Origin of the sequence: Micromonospora sp. WMMC273, assembly GCF_027460285.1 — a bacterium.
GTDB classification, from domain to species: Bacteria; Actinomycetota; Actinomycetes; order Mycobacteriales; family Micromonosporaceae; genus Micromonospora; species Micromonospora aurantiaca.
Genome location: NZ_JAPZBE010000001.1, coordinates 2,370,920 through 2,385,188 on the forward strand (window position 1 = coordinate 2,370,920; position 14,269 = coordinate 2,385,188).

General features: G+C 75.5%; 15 protein-coding genes. 5 read left to right on the forward strand and 10 right to left on the reverse strand.

Annotated elements, in window-relative coordinates; translation table 11 throughout:
* Position 1 precedes the first annotated feature (1 nt).
* Positions 2-262: a hypothetical protein gene (locus O7611_RS10990; RefSeq protein WP_135239679.1), complete on the forward strand. Its 261-nt coding sequence runs from the start codon at positions 2-4 to the stop codon at positions 260-262.
* A 44-nt stretch (positions 263-306) separates the two neighbouring features.
* Here O7611_RS10990 and O7611_RS10995 read toward each other — a convergent pair whose 3' ends face one another.
* Positions 307-477 carry a hypothetical protein gene (locus O7611_RS10995; RefSeq protein WP_194800034.1) on the reverse strand — a complete coding sequence of 57 codons (171 nt, stop codon included), beginning with the start codon at positions 475-477 and terminating at the stop codon, positions 307-309.
* 243 nt (positions 478-720) lie between these two features.
* On the opposite strand from O7611_RS10995, the gene O7611_RS11000 reads away from it, so the two are divergent.
* Positions 721-2,136 carry an aldehyde dehydrogenase family protein gene (locus O7611_RS11000; RefSeq protein ID WP_269696745.1) on the forward strand — a complete coding sequence of 472 codons (1,416 nt, stop codon included), beginning with the start codon at positions 721-723 and terminating at the stop codon, positions 2,134-2,136.
* Here O7611_RS11000 and O7611_RS11005 read toward each other — a convergent pair.
* From O7611_RS11005 to O7611_RS11040, 8 genes are read right to left on the reverse strand one after another with little or no spacing between them, the layout of a single operon-like run.
* Positions 2,133-2,867: a class II aldolase/adducin family protein gene (locus tag O7611_RS11005; RefSeq protein WP_194800035.1), complete on the reverse strand. Its 735-nt coding sequence runs from the start codon at positions 2,865-2,867 to the stop codon at positions 2,133-2,135. The two genes, O7611_RS11000 and O7611_RS11005, sit on opposite strands and share 4 nt — an antisense overlap.
* Positions 2,867-3,733 (reverse strand): acyl-CoA thioesterase, encoded by an 867-nt coding sequence (locus O7611_RS11010; protein WP_269696746.1) that lies wholly within the window; start codon positions 3,731-3,733, stop codon positions 2,867-2,869. Before O7611_RS11010 ends, O7611_RS11005 begins: the two co-directional genes overlap by 1 nt.
* Positions 3,730-4,593: a beta-ketoacyl synthase N-terminal-like domain-containing protein gene (locus O7611_RS11015; protein WP_194800036.1), complete on the reverse strand. Its 864-nt coding sequence runs from the start codon at positions 4,591-4,593 to the stop codon at positions 3,730-3,732. The genes O7611_RS11010 and O7611_RS11015 overlap by 4 nt, the downstream gene beginning before the upstream one ends.
* Positions 4,590-5,696: a beta-ketoacyl synthase N-terminal-like domain-containing protein gene (locus O7611_RS11020; RefSeq protein ID WP_194800037.1), complete on the reverse strand. Its 1,107-nt coding sequence runs from the start codon at positions 5,694-5,696 to the stop codon at positions 4,590-4,592. Before O7611_RS11020 ends, O7611_RS11015 begins: the two co-directional genes overlap by 4 nt.
* Positions 5,697-5,702: 6 nt before the next feature.
* Entirely contained in the window at positions 5,703-6,191 is a 489-nt protein-coding gene (locus tag O7611_RS11025; protein WP_269696747.1) for a 3-hydroxyacyl-ACP dehydratase FabZ family protein, read from the reverse strand.
* Positions 6,188-6,574 (reverse strand): hypothetical protein, encoded by a 387-nt coding sequence (locus O7611_RS11030; RefSeq protein WP_167796877.1) that lies wholly within the window; start codon positions 6,572-6,574, stop codon positions 6,188-6,190. Before O7611_RS11030 ends, O7611_RS11025 begins: the two co-directional genes overlap by 4 nt.
* Positions 6,556-7,812 carry a CaiB/BaiF CoA transferase family protein gene (locus tag O7611_RS11035; RefSeq protein ID WP_194800038.1) on the reverse strand — a complete coding sequence of 419 codons (1,257 nt, stop codon included), beginning with the start codon at positions 7,810-7,812 and terminating at the stop codon, positions 6,556-6,558. The genes O7611_RS11030 and O7611_RS11035 overlap by 19 nt, the downstream gene beginning before the upstream one ends.
* Position 7,813: 1 nt before the next feature.
* Complete coding sequence (locus O7611_RS11040) at positions 7,814-9,373, reverse strand: AMP-binding protein (RefSeq protein WP_269696748.1); 1,560 nt, start codon at positions 9,371-9,373, stop codon at positions 7,814-7,816.
* A 136-nt stretch (positions 9,374-9,509) separates the two neighbouring features.
* Here O7611_RS11040 and O7611_RS11045 point away from each other — a divergent pair, with 136 nt between their 5' ends.
* Both O7611_RS11045 and O7611_RS11050 read left to right on the forward strand, forming a co-directional pair.
* Positions 9,510-10,601 carry an LLM class flavin-dependent oxidoreductase gene (locus O7611_RS11045; RefSeq protein ID WP_194800040.1) on the forward strand — a complete coding sequence of 364 codons (1,092 nt, stop codon included), beginning with the start codon at positions 9,510-9,512 and terminating at the stop codon, positions 10,599-10,601.
* On the forward strand, positions 10,598-11,878 hold the full coding sequence (locus tag O7611_RS11050; RefSeq protein WP_194800041.1) for a cytochrome P450: 1,281 nt from the start codon (positions 10,598-10,600) through the stop codon (positions 11,876-11,878). The genes O7611_RS11045 and O7611_RS11050 overlap by 4 nt, the downstream gene beginning before the upstream one ends.
* 6 nt (positions 11,879-11,884) lie before the next feature.
* Here the strand turns inward: O7611_RS11050 and O7611_RS11055 are convergent, their stop codons facing one another.
* Complete coding sequence (locus O7611_RS11055) at positions 11,885-13,087, reverse strand: cytochrome P450 (protein WP_194800042.1); 1,203 nt, start codon at positions 13,085-13,087, stop codon at positions 11,885-11,887.
* 190 nt (positions 13,088-13,277) lie between these two features.
* Here O7611_RS11055 and O7611_RS11060 point away from each other — a divergent pair, with 190 nt between their 5' ends.
* A complete protein-coding gene (locus O7611_RS11060; protein WP_269696749.1) occupies positions 13,278-14,267 on the forward strand; it encodes a ParB/RepB/Spo0J family partition protein in 990 nt (329 codons plus the stop codon).
* Positions 14,268-14,269 lie beyond the last annotated feature (2 nt).

Genomic DNA, 14,269 nt, shown 5'->3' on the forward strand with positions numbered 1-14,269 from the left:
TGTGAAGTTCGTCATCGAGAGCGAGGCCGACGGCAGTGTGGGGTTCACCGTCGTCGGTGGCGACGGTCAGCTGCTCGCCACCGGGGCGCCCTGCCCGGACAAGGGCTCGGCGCTCGCCGTGGTGGGGGAGCTCATGCACGGTCTGGGCGACGCCTGCGTCGAGGACCGCACCGAGGCCGGCGCCGGGCCGGTGGCCGGCACCCGCACCGAGATCGGCGACGACATGTCGGACATCGGCCGCTCCGGCATCCCGCCGGTCTGACCGCGGCACGTCCCGCCCGGCCGGAGGGCCGGGCGGGGCGGTGCTCACCGCTCGTCGTCGAGCACGTCCGTGTGGCCGTCGCGGGTGACCGTGGGCGGCAGGTGTTCGTCCGGCTGGGGCGCCTCGGCGAGCGTGTGGTGCGGGTCGCCGTCGGGCGAGAACAGCACCCGATCGGTCTTGCGGGTCTTCTCCTGCTCCTCCTCCGGCTCCGTCACCGCGTTCTCCCTCCGCTCACCGGCGCCTCCGGCAGGCCGCCCCTCGTCCCACGCTAAGCGCCGGACGAGCGCCGGGAGCGGGTTTCCGCGCGACGGCCCCGACGCTCGACGGACGGGGAGCGCACGGACCGATCCGACTCTCATCATCCGCGGAGCGCCGCGGCGGGACAACGTGCACGCTGCCCACCCCGCACACCCGCGGATACGCTGCCAGCCGCAGGCACCAGCGACGGAGGGGCAGCCGTGGCGCTGACGATGACCGTCGACGGCCGCCCGGCCGCCGGCGCCGGAACCTTCGACGTCGTCGACCCGGCCACCGGCGCGGTGTTCGCCACCGCCCCGGCCTGCCCGCCCGAACTGCTCGACCGGGCGATGGCCGCGGCGACCGCCGCGTACCCGCAGTGGGCTCACGACGACGAGGCGCGGCGCGGCGTGCTGCGCGCCGCGGCCCGGGCGGTCCTCGGCGCCGTCGCCGACCTCGCCGCGCTGGTCACCGCCGAGCAGGGCAAGCCGCTGGCCGAGGCGACCACCGAGGTACGCGCCGCCGCCGCGTGGCTGCACTACTTCGCGGGCATCGAGACCGGACCACAGATCGTCGACGGGCGACGCGACACCGCGATCGTCACCGCGCGGCCCCTCGGCGTCGTCGCCGCCGTCACCCCGTGGAACTATCCGCTCGCGCTCGCCGCCTGGAAGATCGCACCGGCGTTGCGGGCGGGCAACACCGTGGTGCTGAAGCCCTCCCCGCACACCCCGCTCGCCACGCTCGCCCTCGGCGAACTGCTGCGGGACCTGCTCCCACCCGGCGTCCTGAACGTGGTGACCGGGCCGGACCCGCTCGGGGCGCGGCTGTGCGCCCACCCCGTACCCAGGAAGATCACCTTCACCGGGTCGACAGCGACCGGCCGGCGAGTAGCGGCGGAGGCCGCCGCCCGGCTCCGGCGGGTCACGCTCGAACTCGGCGGCAACGACGCCGCGGTGGTGCTCAACGACGCCGACCCGGCGCGGATCGCCGATGACCTGTTCTGGGCGGCCTTCACCAACAGCGGCCAGATGTGCATGGCGGTCAAGCGGGTGTACGTGGCCCGGCCGGTGCACGACGCGCTCGTCGAGGCGCTCGCCGACCGCGCCGCCACCGTCCCGATGGGCCCCGGCGCCGACCCCGGTGTCCGGCTCGGCCCGGTGACCACCCGGGCCCAGCGGGAGTACGTGGCAGGGCTCGTCCGCGCGGCCGTCGCCGGCGGCGCGACGGTGGCCGCCGGTGGTCGAGCCGCCGGCGGGCCCGGTCACTTCCATCCGCCCACCGTCCTGTCCGGGGTGTCCGACACCGACCGGGTCGTCACCGAGGAGCAGTTCGGGCCGGTGCTGCCGGTGCTGGCGTTCGACGACGTCGAGGAGGCGCTCACCCGGGCCGACGCGACACCGTTCGGCCTGACCGCCTCGGTCTGGTCGGCGGACCCGGACCGGGCCGCCGCGGTGGCCGCCCGCCTGGACGTGGGCCAGGTGTCGGTGAACGCGCACGCCGCCGGGGTCCGGCCGGACCTGCCGTTCGGCGGGCGGAAGGACAGCGGCCCCGGGGTCGAGAACGGACACTGGGGACTGGCCGGGTACACCCAGCCGCACGTCCTGGTCCGGCCGCCCTCGGATGACCAGCCCTAGTCGAGCAGGTCCGGCTCGGCGTGCACGACGTCCTCGTACATCGGGCGGAAGTTCAGCCGGCCCAGCCCCGGCGTGCCGATGGTGGCCCGGGTGAGACGGGCCTCGGCGGGCGCGATCGGCACCGGCGTGCCGGCCGCCTCCGCCGCGAGCTGGATCCGGCAGCAGCGGTCCATGCTGAAGAACCACCAGGCCGCCTCGTCCACGCTGCCGCCCACGGTCAGCAGGCCGTGGTTACGCAGGATGACCGCCTTGCCGGGGCCGAGCGCCGTGGCGATCCGGTCCGCCTCGTCGCGGTCGAGGACCACCCCGGAGTAGCCGTCGTGCAGGCCGTGGTCCTCGTAGAACGCGCACGCGTCCTGGGTCAGCGGGTCGAGCAGCCGGCCCAGCGTGGCGAACGCGCGCCCGAACACGCTGTGGCTGTGCGCGGCCGCCACGACGTCCGGGCGGACCGCGTGGATGCGGCTGTGGATGGCGTAGCCGGCCGGGTTGATCGTGCCCTCGCCGTCCACGACGGTGCCGTCGGAGTCCACCAGCAGCAGGTCGCTCACCCGCAACCGGCCGAACGAACGGCCGAACGGGTTGATCCAGAACCGGTGCGGCTCGCCCGGGTCGCGGACGGTGAGGTGACCGCCGGCGCCCTCGTCGAAGCCGTACCTGTGGAACAGCCGCAACGCCGCCGCGAGGCGCTGCTTGCGGCGCAGCCGCTCCTCCGCGACGCTCCGGGCCCCCATCACGCCCTCCCGAGCAGCGCGGCGACGACCTCGTCGTCGAACTCGGCCAGCCGTCCCGCGTCCGGGCCGCGGCTGATCGCGTACCCGTGCAGGATGCGGGCGTGGGCCACCGGCACGCGCTCGCCGTCACGCCGCACGGCGAAGCGGACGTCGGCGTCGAACATGGTCCCGCGCAGCACGTCGGTGACGGTGAACGTGGTCTCGATCTCCTCCTCCATCCGTGCGGCGGCGAGGACCCGCACGGACGCGCGGGACACGACCGGGATCCAGCCGCGCACGTCGAGCATCCGGCCGACCGAGATGCCGCGGGCCGCCAGGAACCGGTCCACCACCTCCTCGACCGCGCGCACGTAGCCGGAGTGCTGCACCGGCTGCGAGTACTGGCAGTAGAAGTACGGTGCCCGCCACCGCCACTCGAACGGCGTACCGGCCGCGTCGCCGGCGGGTGCGGGAGCGTCCGCCCGGACCTCGGCCACGACCGGCACGTCACCGGGGACCGCGACGTCGACGGCCGGGCCGGTCCGGACCAGCGCCGCGCGGACCCGGCCGCGCAGCACCGGCACGCCGCGCGCGGTCAGCCGTACCGCGAACTCGCCGCCGCCGCGGTGCCGCGCCTCGGCGGTCACCTCGTCGTCCACGTCGAGCACCGCCGGTAACTGCACCGAGGCGTCGGCGATCACCAGGCCGAGGCCGTGCTCGTGGTACAGCCGCGAGGGCCCGGCGCCGCGCTCGCGGAACCAGGCGAGCACCGCCTCCTCGGCCAGGTACATGAAGTGTTTGAACCCCACCCAGGTACGGATGTTGGCGCCCTCGAAGCGGGGGCGCAGCGCCACGGTGGTGGTCTCGTCCGGCAGGACCGCTGTCACCGGGTCTCCTCTCGACTGTCGGATCGGGGCGCGGGCCCGGGGTCCGGCGCGGCGCGTACCGTGACCGCGCGGAACCCGTCCTCGTCGTCGCCGCAGCGGACCTCCACGACCGCCGGCCCGCCGGGCGCGCGCAGGGCGTCCGCCGCCAGCGCGACCGGGACCAGGCCGTCGGCGCCGTAGTGGCCGCCCCCGCCGCCGGTGCCGTGGCCGTCCGGCGGGTCACCGGGCACCGTCCGCACCGGACCGACCACCAGGTGCGGCGCGGGCACCCGGTCGAGCGGCTCCAGCACCAGGCAGGCGGCGCCGGCACGCAGCGGACCCGGGCGGCCCGGGCGGGTCGCGTGCAGCGCGACGGCGATGTCGTCGTCCGGCTCGGCGCCGACCACCACCACCCGGCCGGCCCGGCCCGCCGCCAGCAGCCGCAGCCCGGCGGCGAGCGCGTCCAGGCCGGAGGTGGCGCCGGAGCAGCACATCAGGTTCGGGCCGCCGAAGCCGAACCAGATCGCCACCGAGCTGGCCACCACGTTGGGGGAGGCGTTCGGCGCGGACAGCGGGGACACCGCCCGCCAGCCGTCGGCGCGGGCGGTGGTGACGATCCCGGCGACGGTGCCGACGTTGCCCAGGTTGCTGCTGGCCACCACCGCCGTGTGCGGGTCGACCCGATCCGGCGGGGTGCCGTCGCCGTCGGCGCGGCCGAGCGCCCGGTGCACCGCGCACAGGGCCAGCCGGGTCGCCGTCTCCTTGTACAGCAGTCCCTTGCGCCCGAGGACGGTCCGGGCCCGCTCCGCCGGTGGCGCGTCCGGCCCGGGCAGGTACGCGTACCAGGCGGTGAGTGCCGCCGCCGGCCCGGAGGCGGTCATCGGGCGGCCTCGACGAGCGTCACCGCGTTGACCCCGCCGAAGCCGAACGCGTTCACCTGCGCCAGCGTCGCCCGAGTCCGGGCCGGACGGTCGCGGACCAGGTCGAGGCCCTCGGCCTCGGGCAGCGGCGTGCGCAACCCGGCGATCGGTGGCACCACCCCGGCGCGCAGGCAGCGGACGGCGACGTCGAGACCGTGCAGCGCGGCGGTGCCGGAGGTGTGCCCGATCGCGCCCTTGAGGCCGGTGACGGTGGTGGGGCCGCCCAGCGCCACGAGCGCCGCCGCCTCCGTCGGGTCGTTGAGTGCAGTGCCCGTGCCGTGCGCCACCACCAGGCTTGCGTCGGCCGGCTCCCGGGCACCTCGGGCGTACGCGTCGTCCATCGCCCGGCGCACACCCTCGGCCGACGGCGCGGTCTCGTGGTACGCGTCGCAGGACAGTCCGGTGGCGACCACCCGGGCCAGCACGCGTGGCGCCAGCCCGGCCCGGGTCACCACGAGCGCGGCGGCCCCCTCGCCCAGCAGGACGCCGGCCCGGTCCCGGTCGAAGGGGCGTACCCGGTCGGCGGGCTCGTCGGCGACCCGGCCGATCATCGCGAGCATCGACTCGGTCATCGCGTCGGTGGCCGCGACGACGACGGCGTCGGCCTCACCGAGTTCGATCATGTCCTGCGCGAGGGCGAGGACGTGCCCGCCCGCGCTGCACGCGTTCGCGACGGTGACCGCGCCGGGCACGCCGGCGTCCGCGACGGCGGACCGGAAGTGCAGCCCGCCCGCGCGGAACGGCGCCCGGTCGGCCACCGCCCGCTCGACCGCGCGCAGCTCGCGCAGCCCGGTGCCGACAAGCGCCGCGACGCGGTGCCGGGCCGGGTCGAGCGCCGCGTCGGCGAGCGCCCGCCGGACGCAGTCGCGCAGCCAGCCGGCGGCGGGCCACAACTCGCCGCCGGAGCCGTCCGGGATCGGATAGCCGTGCCGCACGTGCACGGCGGCCGGGTCGTAGCCGGACAGCGGCGCCACCCCGCACCGGCCGCCGAGCAGCGCGGCGAACGTGGCGTCGCCGTCGCCGAAGCAGGTCCGCACCGCGCTCGCCGCGATCTCCACCGGCATCGCGGCCTACCCCAGCTCCGCGAGCGCGGCGCCGGGCCGGACGGCGGCGATCAGCTCACCGATCACCGCAGTGGTCCGCCCGCCGACCGTGACGGTGCCCGACGCGACGGCCGCGCCGTCGACGACCTTGTCCAGCCGTACGTCGTGGCGCAGCACGTCTCCCGGGTACGCGGCGCCGGACAGCCGCAGTTCACGCACGCCGACGAACAACGGCAGCAGCCCGCTGCCCGGCCCCGGCACGCCGACGCCCGCGCGCAGGAACCAGGCGAGCGCGGCGGCCTGGCCGAACGACTCCAGCAGCAGCGCCACCGGATACGCGTACGCCTCGGGAGACGTGGTCTCGTCCAGGCCCGCGTAGCACCACTCGGCGGCGGTGACCGCCTTCTCGGCCACGATCCCGTCGGGCCGGACCTCCACCACCCGGTCCACGAGCAGCAGCGGGAACCGTTGCGGCAGCAGCCCGCGGATCGCCTCCTGCCCGACCGGCGCACTCACCGATACCGCCCGGCGTCGAACTGCGCCTCCAGGCGGGCGCACTGCTCCCCGTCGCCCCGGTGGCAGCGGGCGCGGGCGGTGAGCGGTCCGGTCGCCGGGTCACCTGTCACCTCGACGCGCATGGTGAACTCGCCCGGCGCCAGCACGGGCGCGGTGAACCGGGCCGAGCGCAGCACGGTCAGGCGCGCGCCGTCCACTCCGGCGCAGACGGCGCGCAGCAGCGTGTCGACAAGGAACACCCCGGGCAGGATCGGCCGGCCGGGGAAGTGACCGGACAGGTACGGGCCGTCCGGCTCGACGACGGTACGGGTGCGGATGCGCACCCCGTGACCGGAGCGTTCGATCTCGATGCTGTCGAAGGGGCTCAGTGGGGGCGGGTACACGCCGGGGCCTCCTGTCGGTCGGTGGCGCCGCACGCGCGCAGCCGCGCGAGCTCCGCCCGGTCGACGCCGGCCTCGGTGAGCAGCGCCTCGGTGTCCGCGCCGACGGCCGGCGCGCCGTGCCGCACCCGGGTCGGTGTCCGGGAGAACTTGGCAGCCGGGCCGGTCAGCGGGCCCGTGGTGCCGTTGCACAGCGGGACGGTCTGCACCATGTCGCGTTCCCGGACGTGCGGGTCGGCGGCGGCGTCGGCGAAGTCGCGTACCGGCTCGGCCGGGATGCCCGCGGCGGCGAGCCCGGCCGCCGCCCCGGCCACGGTCCGCGCCTCGCACCACGCGCCGACCAGCGCGTTGACCTCGTCGCGGCGGGCACGGCGCTCCTCGTTCGTGGCGAAGCCCGGGGCCCGGGCCAGCTCCGGCCGGTCCATCGCCGCGGCGAGCGAGCGCCAGTGCTTGTCGAGCGCGACCGCCAGGTAGAGCCAGCCGTCCCGGCAGCGGTACGTGCCGGCCGGTACGACGAAGTCGGCCTGGTCGCCCCAGCGGCGCAGCGGCACGCCGGTCGCGCCGAGCGTCAGGTAGCCGCCGCTGTTGGCGAGCAACGCGTCCAGCAGTGACACGTCGACGTGCTGGCCCTCGCCGGTGCGGTCGCGGTGGCGCAGCGCGGCCAGCGCGCCGATCGCGCCGTGCAGCCCGGCCAGATCGTCGGCGAGGAAGGACGGCGCCTTCATCGGTGTGCCGTCCGGCTCGCCGTTGAGGCCCATCCAGCCCGCCGCTGCCTGCGCGATCGGGTCGAAGCCGGCGTCGGTGGCGCGCGGGCCGTACTGGCCCCAGCCGGAGATGGAGACGAAGACGATGTCGGGATTGACGCGCCGGCACTGCGCGTAGCCGACGCCCCATCCGTCGAGCGTGCCCGGCCGGTAGTTCTCCACCACCACGTCGGCGGTGACCACCAGCCGCAGGAACGCCTCCCGGGCCGGTTCCCGGCGCAGGTCCAGCGACACGCTGCGCTTGTTGCGGTGCACCGTCTCCCGGAACCAGGACAGGCCGGTGCCGGGGATGTCCGGCGGCATCCGGCCCTCCCGGTTGCCGGGCATCTCGATCCGGATCACCTCGCAGCCCAGGTCGGCCAGGACCGCGCCGGTCATCGGCCCGGCCCACACCTTGCTGATCTCCAGCACCCGTACGCCGTGCAGCGGCCCGTCCACGTCGTGACGTGCCTCGCGGTAGAAACCGGCCTTGTCCATCTCACCGCCAGCTGTCTGGTATCTGCGATCGGTGTGCCGAACTGCGGTGCAGCGCCTGCCGCCGCACCTTCCCGGAGTCCTCCCGGGGCAGCGCGGTGGACAACTCGTAGGAGCGCGGCACCTTGAACCCGGCCAGTTCGCGGCGGCAGTGCCGGTCCAGCGCGGTGGTCAGGTCGTCGGTGAGCGCGTGGGTGTCCACCTCGACCACGGCCCGGACCTGCTGCCCGAACTCCTCGTCCGGCACGCCGAAGACGACCGCGTCGCGGACCGCGGGGTGGCGCAGCAGGACGGCCTCGACCTCGGCCGGGTACACGTTCACCCCGCCGGACAGGATCATGTCGTCGGCGCGGCCGGTCAGGTAGAGGTAGCCGGCGGCGTCCAGGTAGCCGCGGTCGCCGTAGGTGAAGCTGCCGTCGGCGCGGTGCGCGGCCCGGGTCTTCTCCGGTGCGTCGCGATACTCGAAGCCGTCCGGGCGGCGCAGGTAGACCCGGCCCTCGTGCCCGGCCGGCAGCGGCATGTCGTCGGCGCCGACCACCACGATCTCGGTGCGCGGCAGCGGCCGGCCGACGCTGCCCGGGTGCGCCAGCCAGTCCTCGGCGTGGATGATCGTGGCAATACCCGCCTCGGTGGCCGCGTAGTACTCGCTCAGCACCGGGCCCCACCAGGCGATCATCTGCCGTTTCACGTCCACCGGGCAGGGCGCCGCCCCGTGCCAGACGCGCCGCAGCGTGGCGCCGCCGAACGCGGCCCGTACCGCGGGGTCCAGCCGCAGCAGCCGCACGAACTGGGTCGGCACCAGGTGCGTCATGGTGACGCCCTCGGCGTCGATCAGCCGCAGCGTCGCGGCCGGGTCGAACCGGGGCCGGGTGACCAGCCGGAACCCGCGGATCAGCGGCAGCAGCGAGAAGAACAGCTGGCCGGAGTGGTACCAGGGGCCGCTCAGCAGGTTCACCCCGTCCGCCGGCATGCCCAGCACCGTGCAGAGCCGGTTCAGGCGTCCGCGCAGCCGGGGGAGTGGCTCGCCCTGGCGGAACAGCCGGCTGACCACCGCCTTCGGCGCGCCGGTGGTGCCGGAGGTGTAGAGGCCGGTGGCGCCGCTGCCCGCCTCCGGCGGCTCGGCGGCGTCGGCGTGCGCGAGCAGCGGCTCGGCGGCGGCGAACCCGTTCACCGGCTCGTCGCCGAGCACGACGCGCAGTCCGGGGCGGCGGTCGTTGCGCTGCCACGCGTCCCGGGCCGCCGGGAGGCGCTCGGTGTCGGTGATCAGCGCCCGGCAGCCGGAGTCGGAGAGCAGATACGCGACCTCGGCGCCGGTGAGGTGCCAGTTCATCGGCACGATCACCAGACCGGCGTGCAGACAGGCGAGCAGCAGCTCGAACACCTCGTGCCGGTTGCCGGCGAGCACGCCCACCCGGTCGCCCGGGCGCAGCCCCTCCCGGCGCAGCAGGTCGCACCAGCGGTTCACCCGCTCGTCGAGGGCCCGCCAGCTCAGCGCGGCGTAGCCGTCGTCGAGCGCGACCGCGTCCGGCGCGGCGGCCACCATCGGGTGCAGCAGCTGCGCCATCGCGGATCCTCCTCGCCCGGGCGGTGCCACCCGGCCCGTCGGTGACCCCAGCAACGTAGGTTTCGGCGGCCTCCTTTGTCGACTCTCGTATGTGCGGAGTCGTAACGTGTGCCCGGCCCGGTGAAGGGACGATCGGATGACACTGCACCTGCACTGGTTCCTGCCGTCGCACAGCGACGGGCGGGACATCGGCTGGCGTCCGCGGGGTGCCGGCGCGCGGCGCACGGTACGCCGGGAGCCCGACCTCGCCTACCTCGCCCAGGTCGCGCTCGCGGCGGAGCGGCTCGGCTTCGAGGGCATGCTGATCCCGGTCGGGATGTTCTGCGAGGACCCCTGGCTGGTCTCGGCCGCGCTGGCCGGGCGCACCGAGCGGATCCGGTTCATGATCGCGCTGCGGCCCGGGCTGATGTCGCCGACCCTGGTGGCGCAGATGGTGGCCACGTTCCAGCGCCTGTCCGGGGACCGGCTCATGCTCAACGTGGTGGTCGGCGGCGACCCGGACGAGCAGCGCCGCTACGGCGACTGGCTGGACCACGACCGGCGCTACGAGCGCGCCGACGAGTTCCTCACCATCCTGCGCGGGGCGTGGACCGGCGAACCGGTGGACTTCGAGGGGGCGCACCACCGGGTCCGGGCTGCTCTGGTGACACGCCCGCCGCGGACCGCGCCGACGGTGTTCGTGGGCGGCTCGTCGGCCGGTGCGCAGGACACCGCGCTGCGCCACGGTGACGTCTATCTGGCCTGGGGGGAGTCGCCGCCGGAGCTGGGCGCGTTGCTCGGCGAGGTACGCGAACGCGCCGGCGGCAAGCTCTCCTGCGGCACCCGCTTCCACGTGATCACCCGGGACACGCCGGAGCAGGCGTGGGCCGAGGCGGACCGGCTGACCGCCGGGATGGACCCGAAGACGGTGGCCGCCGCCCAGGAGCGGTTCCGGCGCAGCGAGTCCGAGGGACAGCGCCGGATGGCCCGGATGAGCGCCGGCGCCGAGGGCCGGCTGGAGGTGTACCCGAACGTCTGGGCCGGGTACGGCCTGCTCCGGCCGGGCGCCGGGGCGGCCCTGGTCGGCAGCCACGAGCAGGTCGCCGACCGGATCGCCGAGCTGCACGGGCTGGGCGTGGAGCATCTGCTGCTGTCCGGCCAGCCGCACCTGGAGGAGGCGTACTGGTTCGGCGAGGGCGTGCTGCCGCTGCTGCGTGAGCGCGGCATCCTGGCGGAGGTCCACGGATGACGGCGGCGGTGAGCCCTGACGCGTCGCCGGAACTGCTCGCCGACCCGGCCACGTACGTGTCCGGACCGCCGTGGCGGGAGTTCGCCAGGCGGCGGGCCGAGGCGCCGGTGGCCTGGGTACGGGAGCCGGCCCTGCGCCGCCGCTCCGGGCGCGCGGGCGACGGACCGGTGGGCGAGGTGCTGCACCGCGGCGACGGGTACTGGGCAGTGACCCGGTACGACAGCGTGGTGCGGGCCTCCCGCGATCCGGCGTTGTTCTCCTCGGCCACCCGCGGGCCGTTCCTCGCCGACCCGAAGACCCGGGGCGACCTGCAGCGCACCCGCCAGCTGCTGTCCGGCATGGACCCGCCCGGGCACACCCGCCTGCGCCGGGTGCTGACCGCCGCGTTCACGCCGCGCACGGTCCGGGCGCTGCAGGACTCCATCGACGCGCACGCCGCCCGGATCGTCGCCTCGGCGGCCGGCCGGGGTGAGGTCGACGCGGTACGCGACCTGGCCGCCGAGCTGCCCCTGGTGGTCCTCGCCGACCTGCTCGGCATGCCGCCGCAGGACCGGCACCTGATGTTCACCTGGAGCAACCACCTGGTCGGCTTCGACGACCCGGAGTTCGGCGGTGGCGACGTCCGGACGTTCAAGCGGGCCATGACCGACGCGTTCGGGTACGCGGCCGACGCCGCCGCCGCGCGCCGCCGCGACCCGGGCGACGACCTGACGAGCGTGCTGGCGACGGCGGAGGTGGACGGCCGGCCGCTGACCGAGCCGGAGCTGTGCGGCCTGTGGCTGCTGCTCGTGGTGGCCGGCAACGAGACCACCCGTCACCTGGTCTCCGGCGCGCTGGAGCTGGCCGCCGACGACCCGGCCGTCCGCGACGCGCTGGCCGACCCGGACCGGGTGCCGGCGGCGGTGGAGGAGCTGCTGCGCTGGGTCACGCCGATCATGCAGTTCCGCCGGACCGCCACCGCCGACACCGAGCTGGACGGCCAGCCGATCCGGGCCGGTGACAAGGTGGTCCTGTACTACGCGTCGGCCAACCGGGACGAGGCGGTGTTCGCCGACGCGGACCGCCTGCGGCTGGACCGGGCCCCGAACCCGCATCTGGCCTTCGGCGTGGGCCCGCACTTCTGCCTGGGCGCGCACCTGGCCCGGGCCGAGGCGGTGGCGCTGCTGCGGGCGCTGCACCCGCACCTGCCGCATCTTCGCCGCGTCGGCCCGACACAGCGGCTGGCCTCGAACTTCATGAACGGGATCAAGTCGTTGCCGGTGCGCCTGGTCCGGTAGCGGTGTTCAACCGGGGAAGGCGCCCAGTCGAACACGTGCCGGCAGGTGGTCGTACCCCCGGAAGCTCATGTGCCGGCGGCGTACCGGGACGCCGGCCGGCTCGAAGCCGGCCAGGCCGCGGGCGATCCGGTCGAACACCGCCGCCCCCTCCAGCCGGGCGAGCGTGGCGCCGAGGCAGAAGTGCGGGCCGGCGCTGAAGGAGACGTGCGGGTTCGGGGTACGGGCGATGTCCAGCTCGTCCGGGCGGGCGAACCGCCTGCCGTCCCGGTTGGCGGCGGCGAGCAGCAGCACTACCAGCCGGTTGGCGTTGATCCGCCGACCGGACACCTCGATCGGGGCGCGGGTCAGCCGGGCGGTGGCCTGGATCGGCGCGTCGAAGCGCAGGAACTCCTCGACCGCGCTCGGCACCAGCTCCGGCTCGGCCCGCAACCGGGCCAGCACGTCCGGGCGGGACAACAGGGCGGCGCAGCCGGTGGCGATGAGGTTGGTGGTCGTGTCGAAGCCGGCGAAGAACAGGAAGATCACGTTGTCCACCAGCGCCTCGGCGGTGATCGCGCCGCCCGGGTCGGCGGTGGCGAGCAGACCGGCCAGCGGATCGTCGTCGCGACCCCGGCGCTCGCGCTCGGCCAGCAGCTCCCGCACGTAGGCGCGCAGCCAGGTCACCGCGGCGGCGGTGGCGTCCCGGTCGCCCTCCACCCGAATGCCGGCGCCGAAGGCCCGGGCCAGCGTCATCGCGTACGGGCGCACCAGGTCGCGGTCGGCGACGGGGATGCCGAGCAGTTCGGCGGCGACGGTCACCGGCAGCGGCGCGGCCAGCCCGGTGACCAGGTCGGCGTCCCCGTCCATCGCGGTGAACAGCTCGCCGACCAGTTCGTCGACGCGGCCGCGCAGCCCGGCCACGGCCCGGGGCGCGAGCAGCCGGGACATCGCCCGGCGCAGCACGGTGTGCACGGGCGCGTCCCGGTTGAGCACTGTGGCCCGGAAGAAGCCGGTGACCGCGTCGGGCTCGCCCGAGGCCTGGTATACGACGTCGGGGAACTCGTGGCCGACGCGCGGGTCGGCCAGCAGGGCGGTGACGTCGGCGTGCCCGGTGACCGCCCACACGCCGGGACCGGCGGGCACGACCGGCCCGGCCTCCCGCAGTGCCGCGTAGGCGGGGTAGGGGTCGTCCAGTCCGGCGATCGCGGTCGCGTCGTATCGCACTCGCACGACGGGATCGTAGCGCCGGTGGGACGCTTGAAAGCGAGATAGTGCAGCGACGGCGATCACTGACCTGTCGCGATCCCGGCACGTCTGGGGCGTGTGCTCGGCTTCTCCGTCTGATTAGGATTCGCGTATCACGGCTCTTGCGACGCGACGAGAGACGTAAAAGCTAGATACGACATCCCCTGGAGGCGGCGTGACCAAGGGAGCAGCCATGACGGTGGTGGCGGACCTCGACGAGGAGCCGGCGAGGGCGACCGAGGGCGGGCCGGTGCAACTGCTGCCGATCGCCTGCCTGCGCGCGGCCGACTCGCCCCGGCTGGCCGGCGAGGACGACCTGCACGCGCAGACACTGGCCGAGACGGACGCGCCACTGCCGCCGATCCTGGTCCACCGCGGCACCATGCGCGTGATCGACGGCATGCACCGGCTGCGCGCCGCGGTCCTGCGCGGCGAGACGCAGATCGCCGCCCGCCTGTTCGACGGCACCGTCGAGGCGGCGTTCGTGCTCGCGGTGCAGGCCAACGTCACCCACGGACTGCCGCTGTCGCTGGCCGACCGCGAGGCGGCGGCCCAGCGGATCCTCCGGTCGCACCCGCACTGGTCCGACCGGGCGGTGGCGACCGCGGCCGGGCTCGCGGCGAAGACTGTGGCGAGCATCCGCCGGCAGGACATCGGGGCTCCCGACGTGCACGCCCGGCTCGGCCGCGACGGCCGGCTGCGCCCGGTCAACAGCGCCGAGGGCCGCCGCATCGCCAGCGAGCTGATCAGCCGCAAACCGGAGGCGTCGCTGCGCGAGATCGCCAAGACCGCCGGCATCTCCCCGGCCACCGCCCGGGACGTACGCGAGCGGATGAAGCGCGGCGACGACCCGCTGCCGCTGCGTCAGCGCGGTGGTGAGCCGCGCCCGGCCCGGGCCGGCCTGAGCCGCCGGCCACCGATGCGGGAGCGCTCGGTCAACCTGCAGAACCTGCGGCACGACCCGTCCGTCCGGTTCACCGAGTCCGGCCGTGCACTGCTGCGCTGGCTCGACAGCCAGGCCACCGGGCCGCAAGGCTACGCGGAGCTGATCGGCACCATCCCGGCGCACTGCACGTACGTGGTCGCCGACATCGCGCGCAGCATCGCCGAGGAGTGGCTCGAGTTCGCGGACCAGCTCCGGCAGCGGGCGAACGAGGCGGCCTGACG

Excerpts from the sequence above, each read along its gene's own strand:
- O7611_RS11005 (WP_194800035.1), bottom strand. The coding sequence starts at position 2,867 with ATGGGGGCCCGGAGCGTCGCGGAGGAGCGGCTGCGCCGCAAGCAGCGC.
- O7611_RS11020 (WP_194800037.1), bottom strand. The coding sequence starts at position 5,696 with ATGCCGGTGGAGATCGCGGCGAGCGCGGTGCGGACCTGCTTCGGCGAC.
- O7611_RS11015 (WP_194800036.1), bottom strand. The coding sequence starts at position 4,593 with ATGACCGCCTCCGGGCCGGCGGCGGCACTCACCGCCTGGTACGCGTAC.
- O7611_RS11035 (WP_194800038.1), bottom strand. The coding sequence starts at position 7,812 with ATGGACAAGGCCGGTTTCTACCGCGAGGCACGTCACGACGTGGACGGG.
- O7611_RS11045 (WP_194800040.1), top strand. The coding sequence starts at position 9,510 with ATGACACTGCACCTGCACTGGTTCCTGCCGTCGCACAGCGACGGGCGG.
- O7611_RS11050 (WP_194800041.1), top strand. The coding sequence starts at position 10,598 with ATGACGGCGGCGGTGAGCCCTGACGCGTCGCCGGAACTGCTCGCCGAC.
- O7611_RS11040 (WP_269696748.1), bottom strand. The coding sequence starts at position 9,373 with ATGGCGCAGCTGCTGCACCCGATGGTGGCCGCCGCGCCGGACGCGGTC.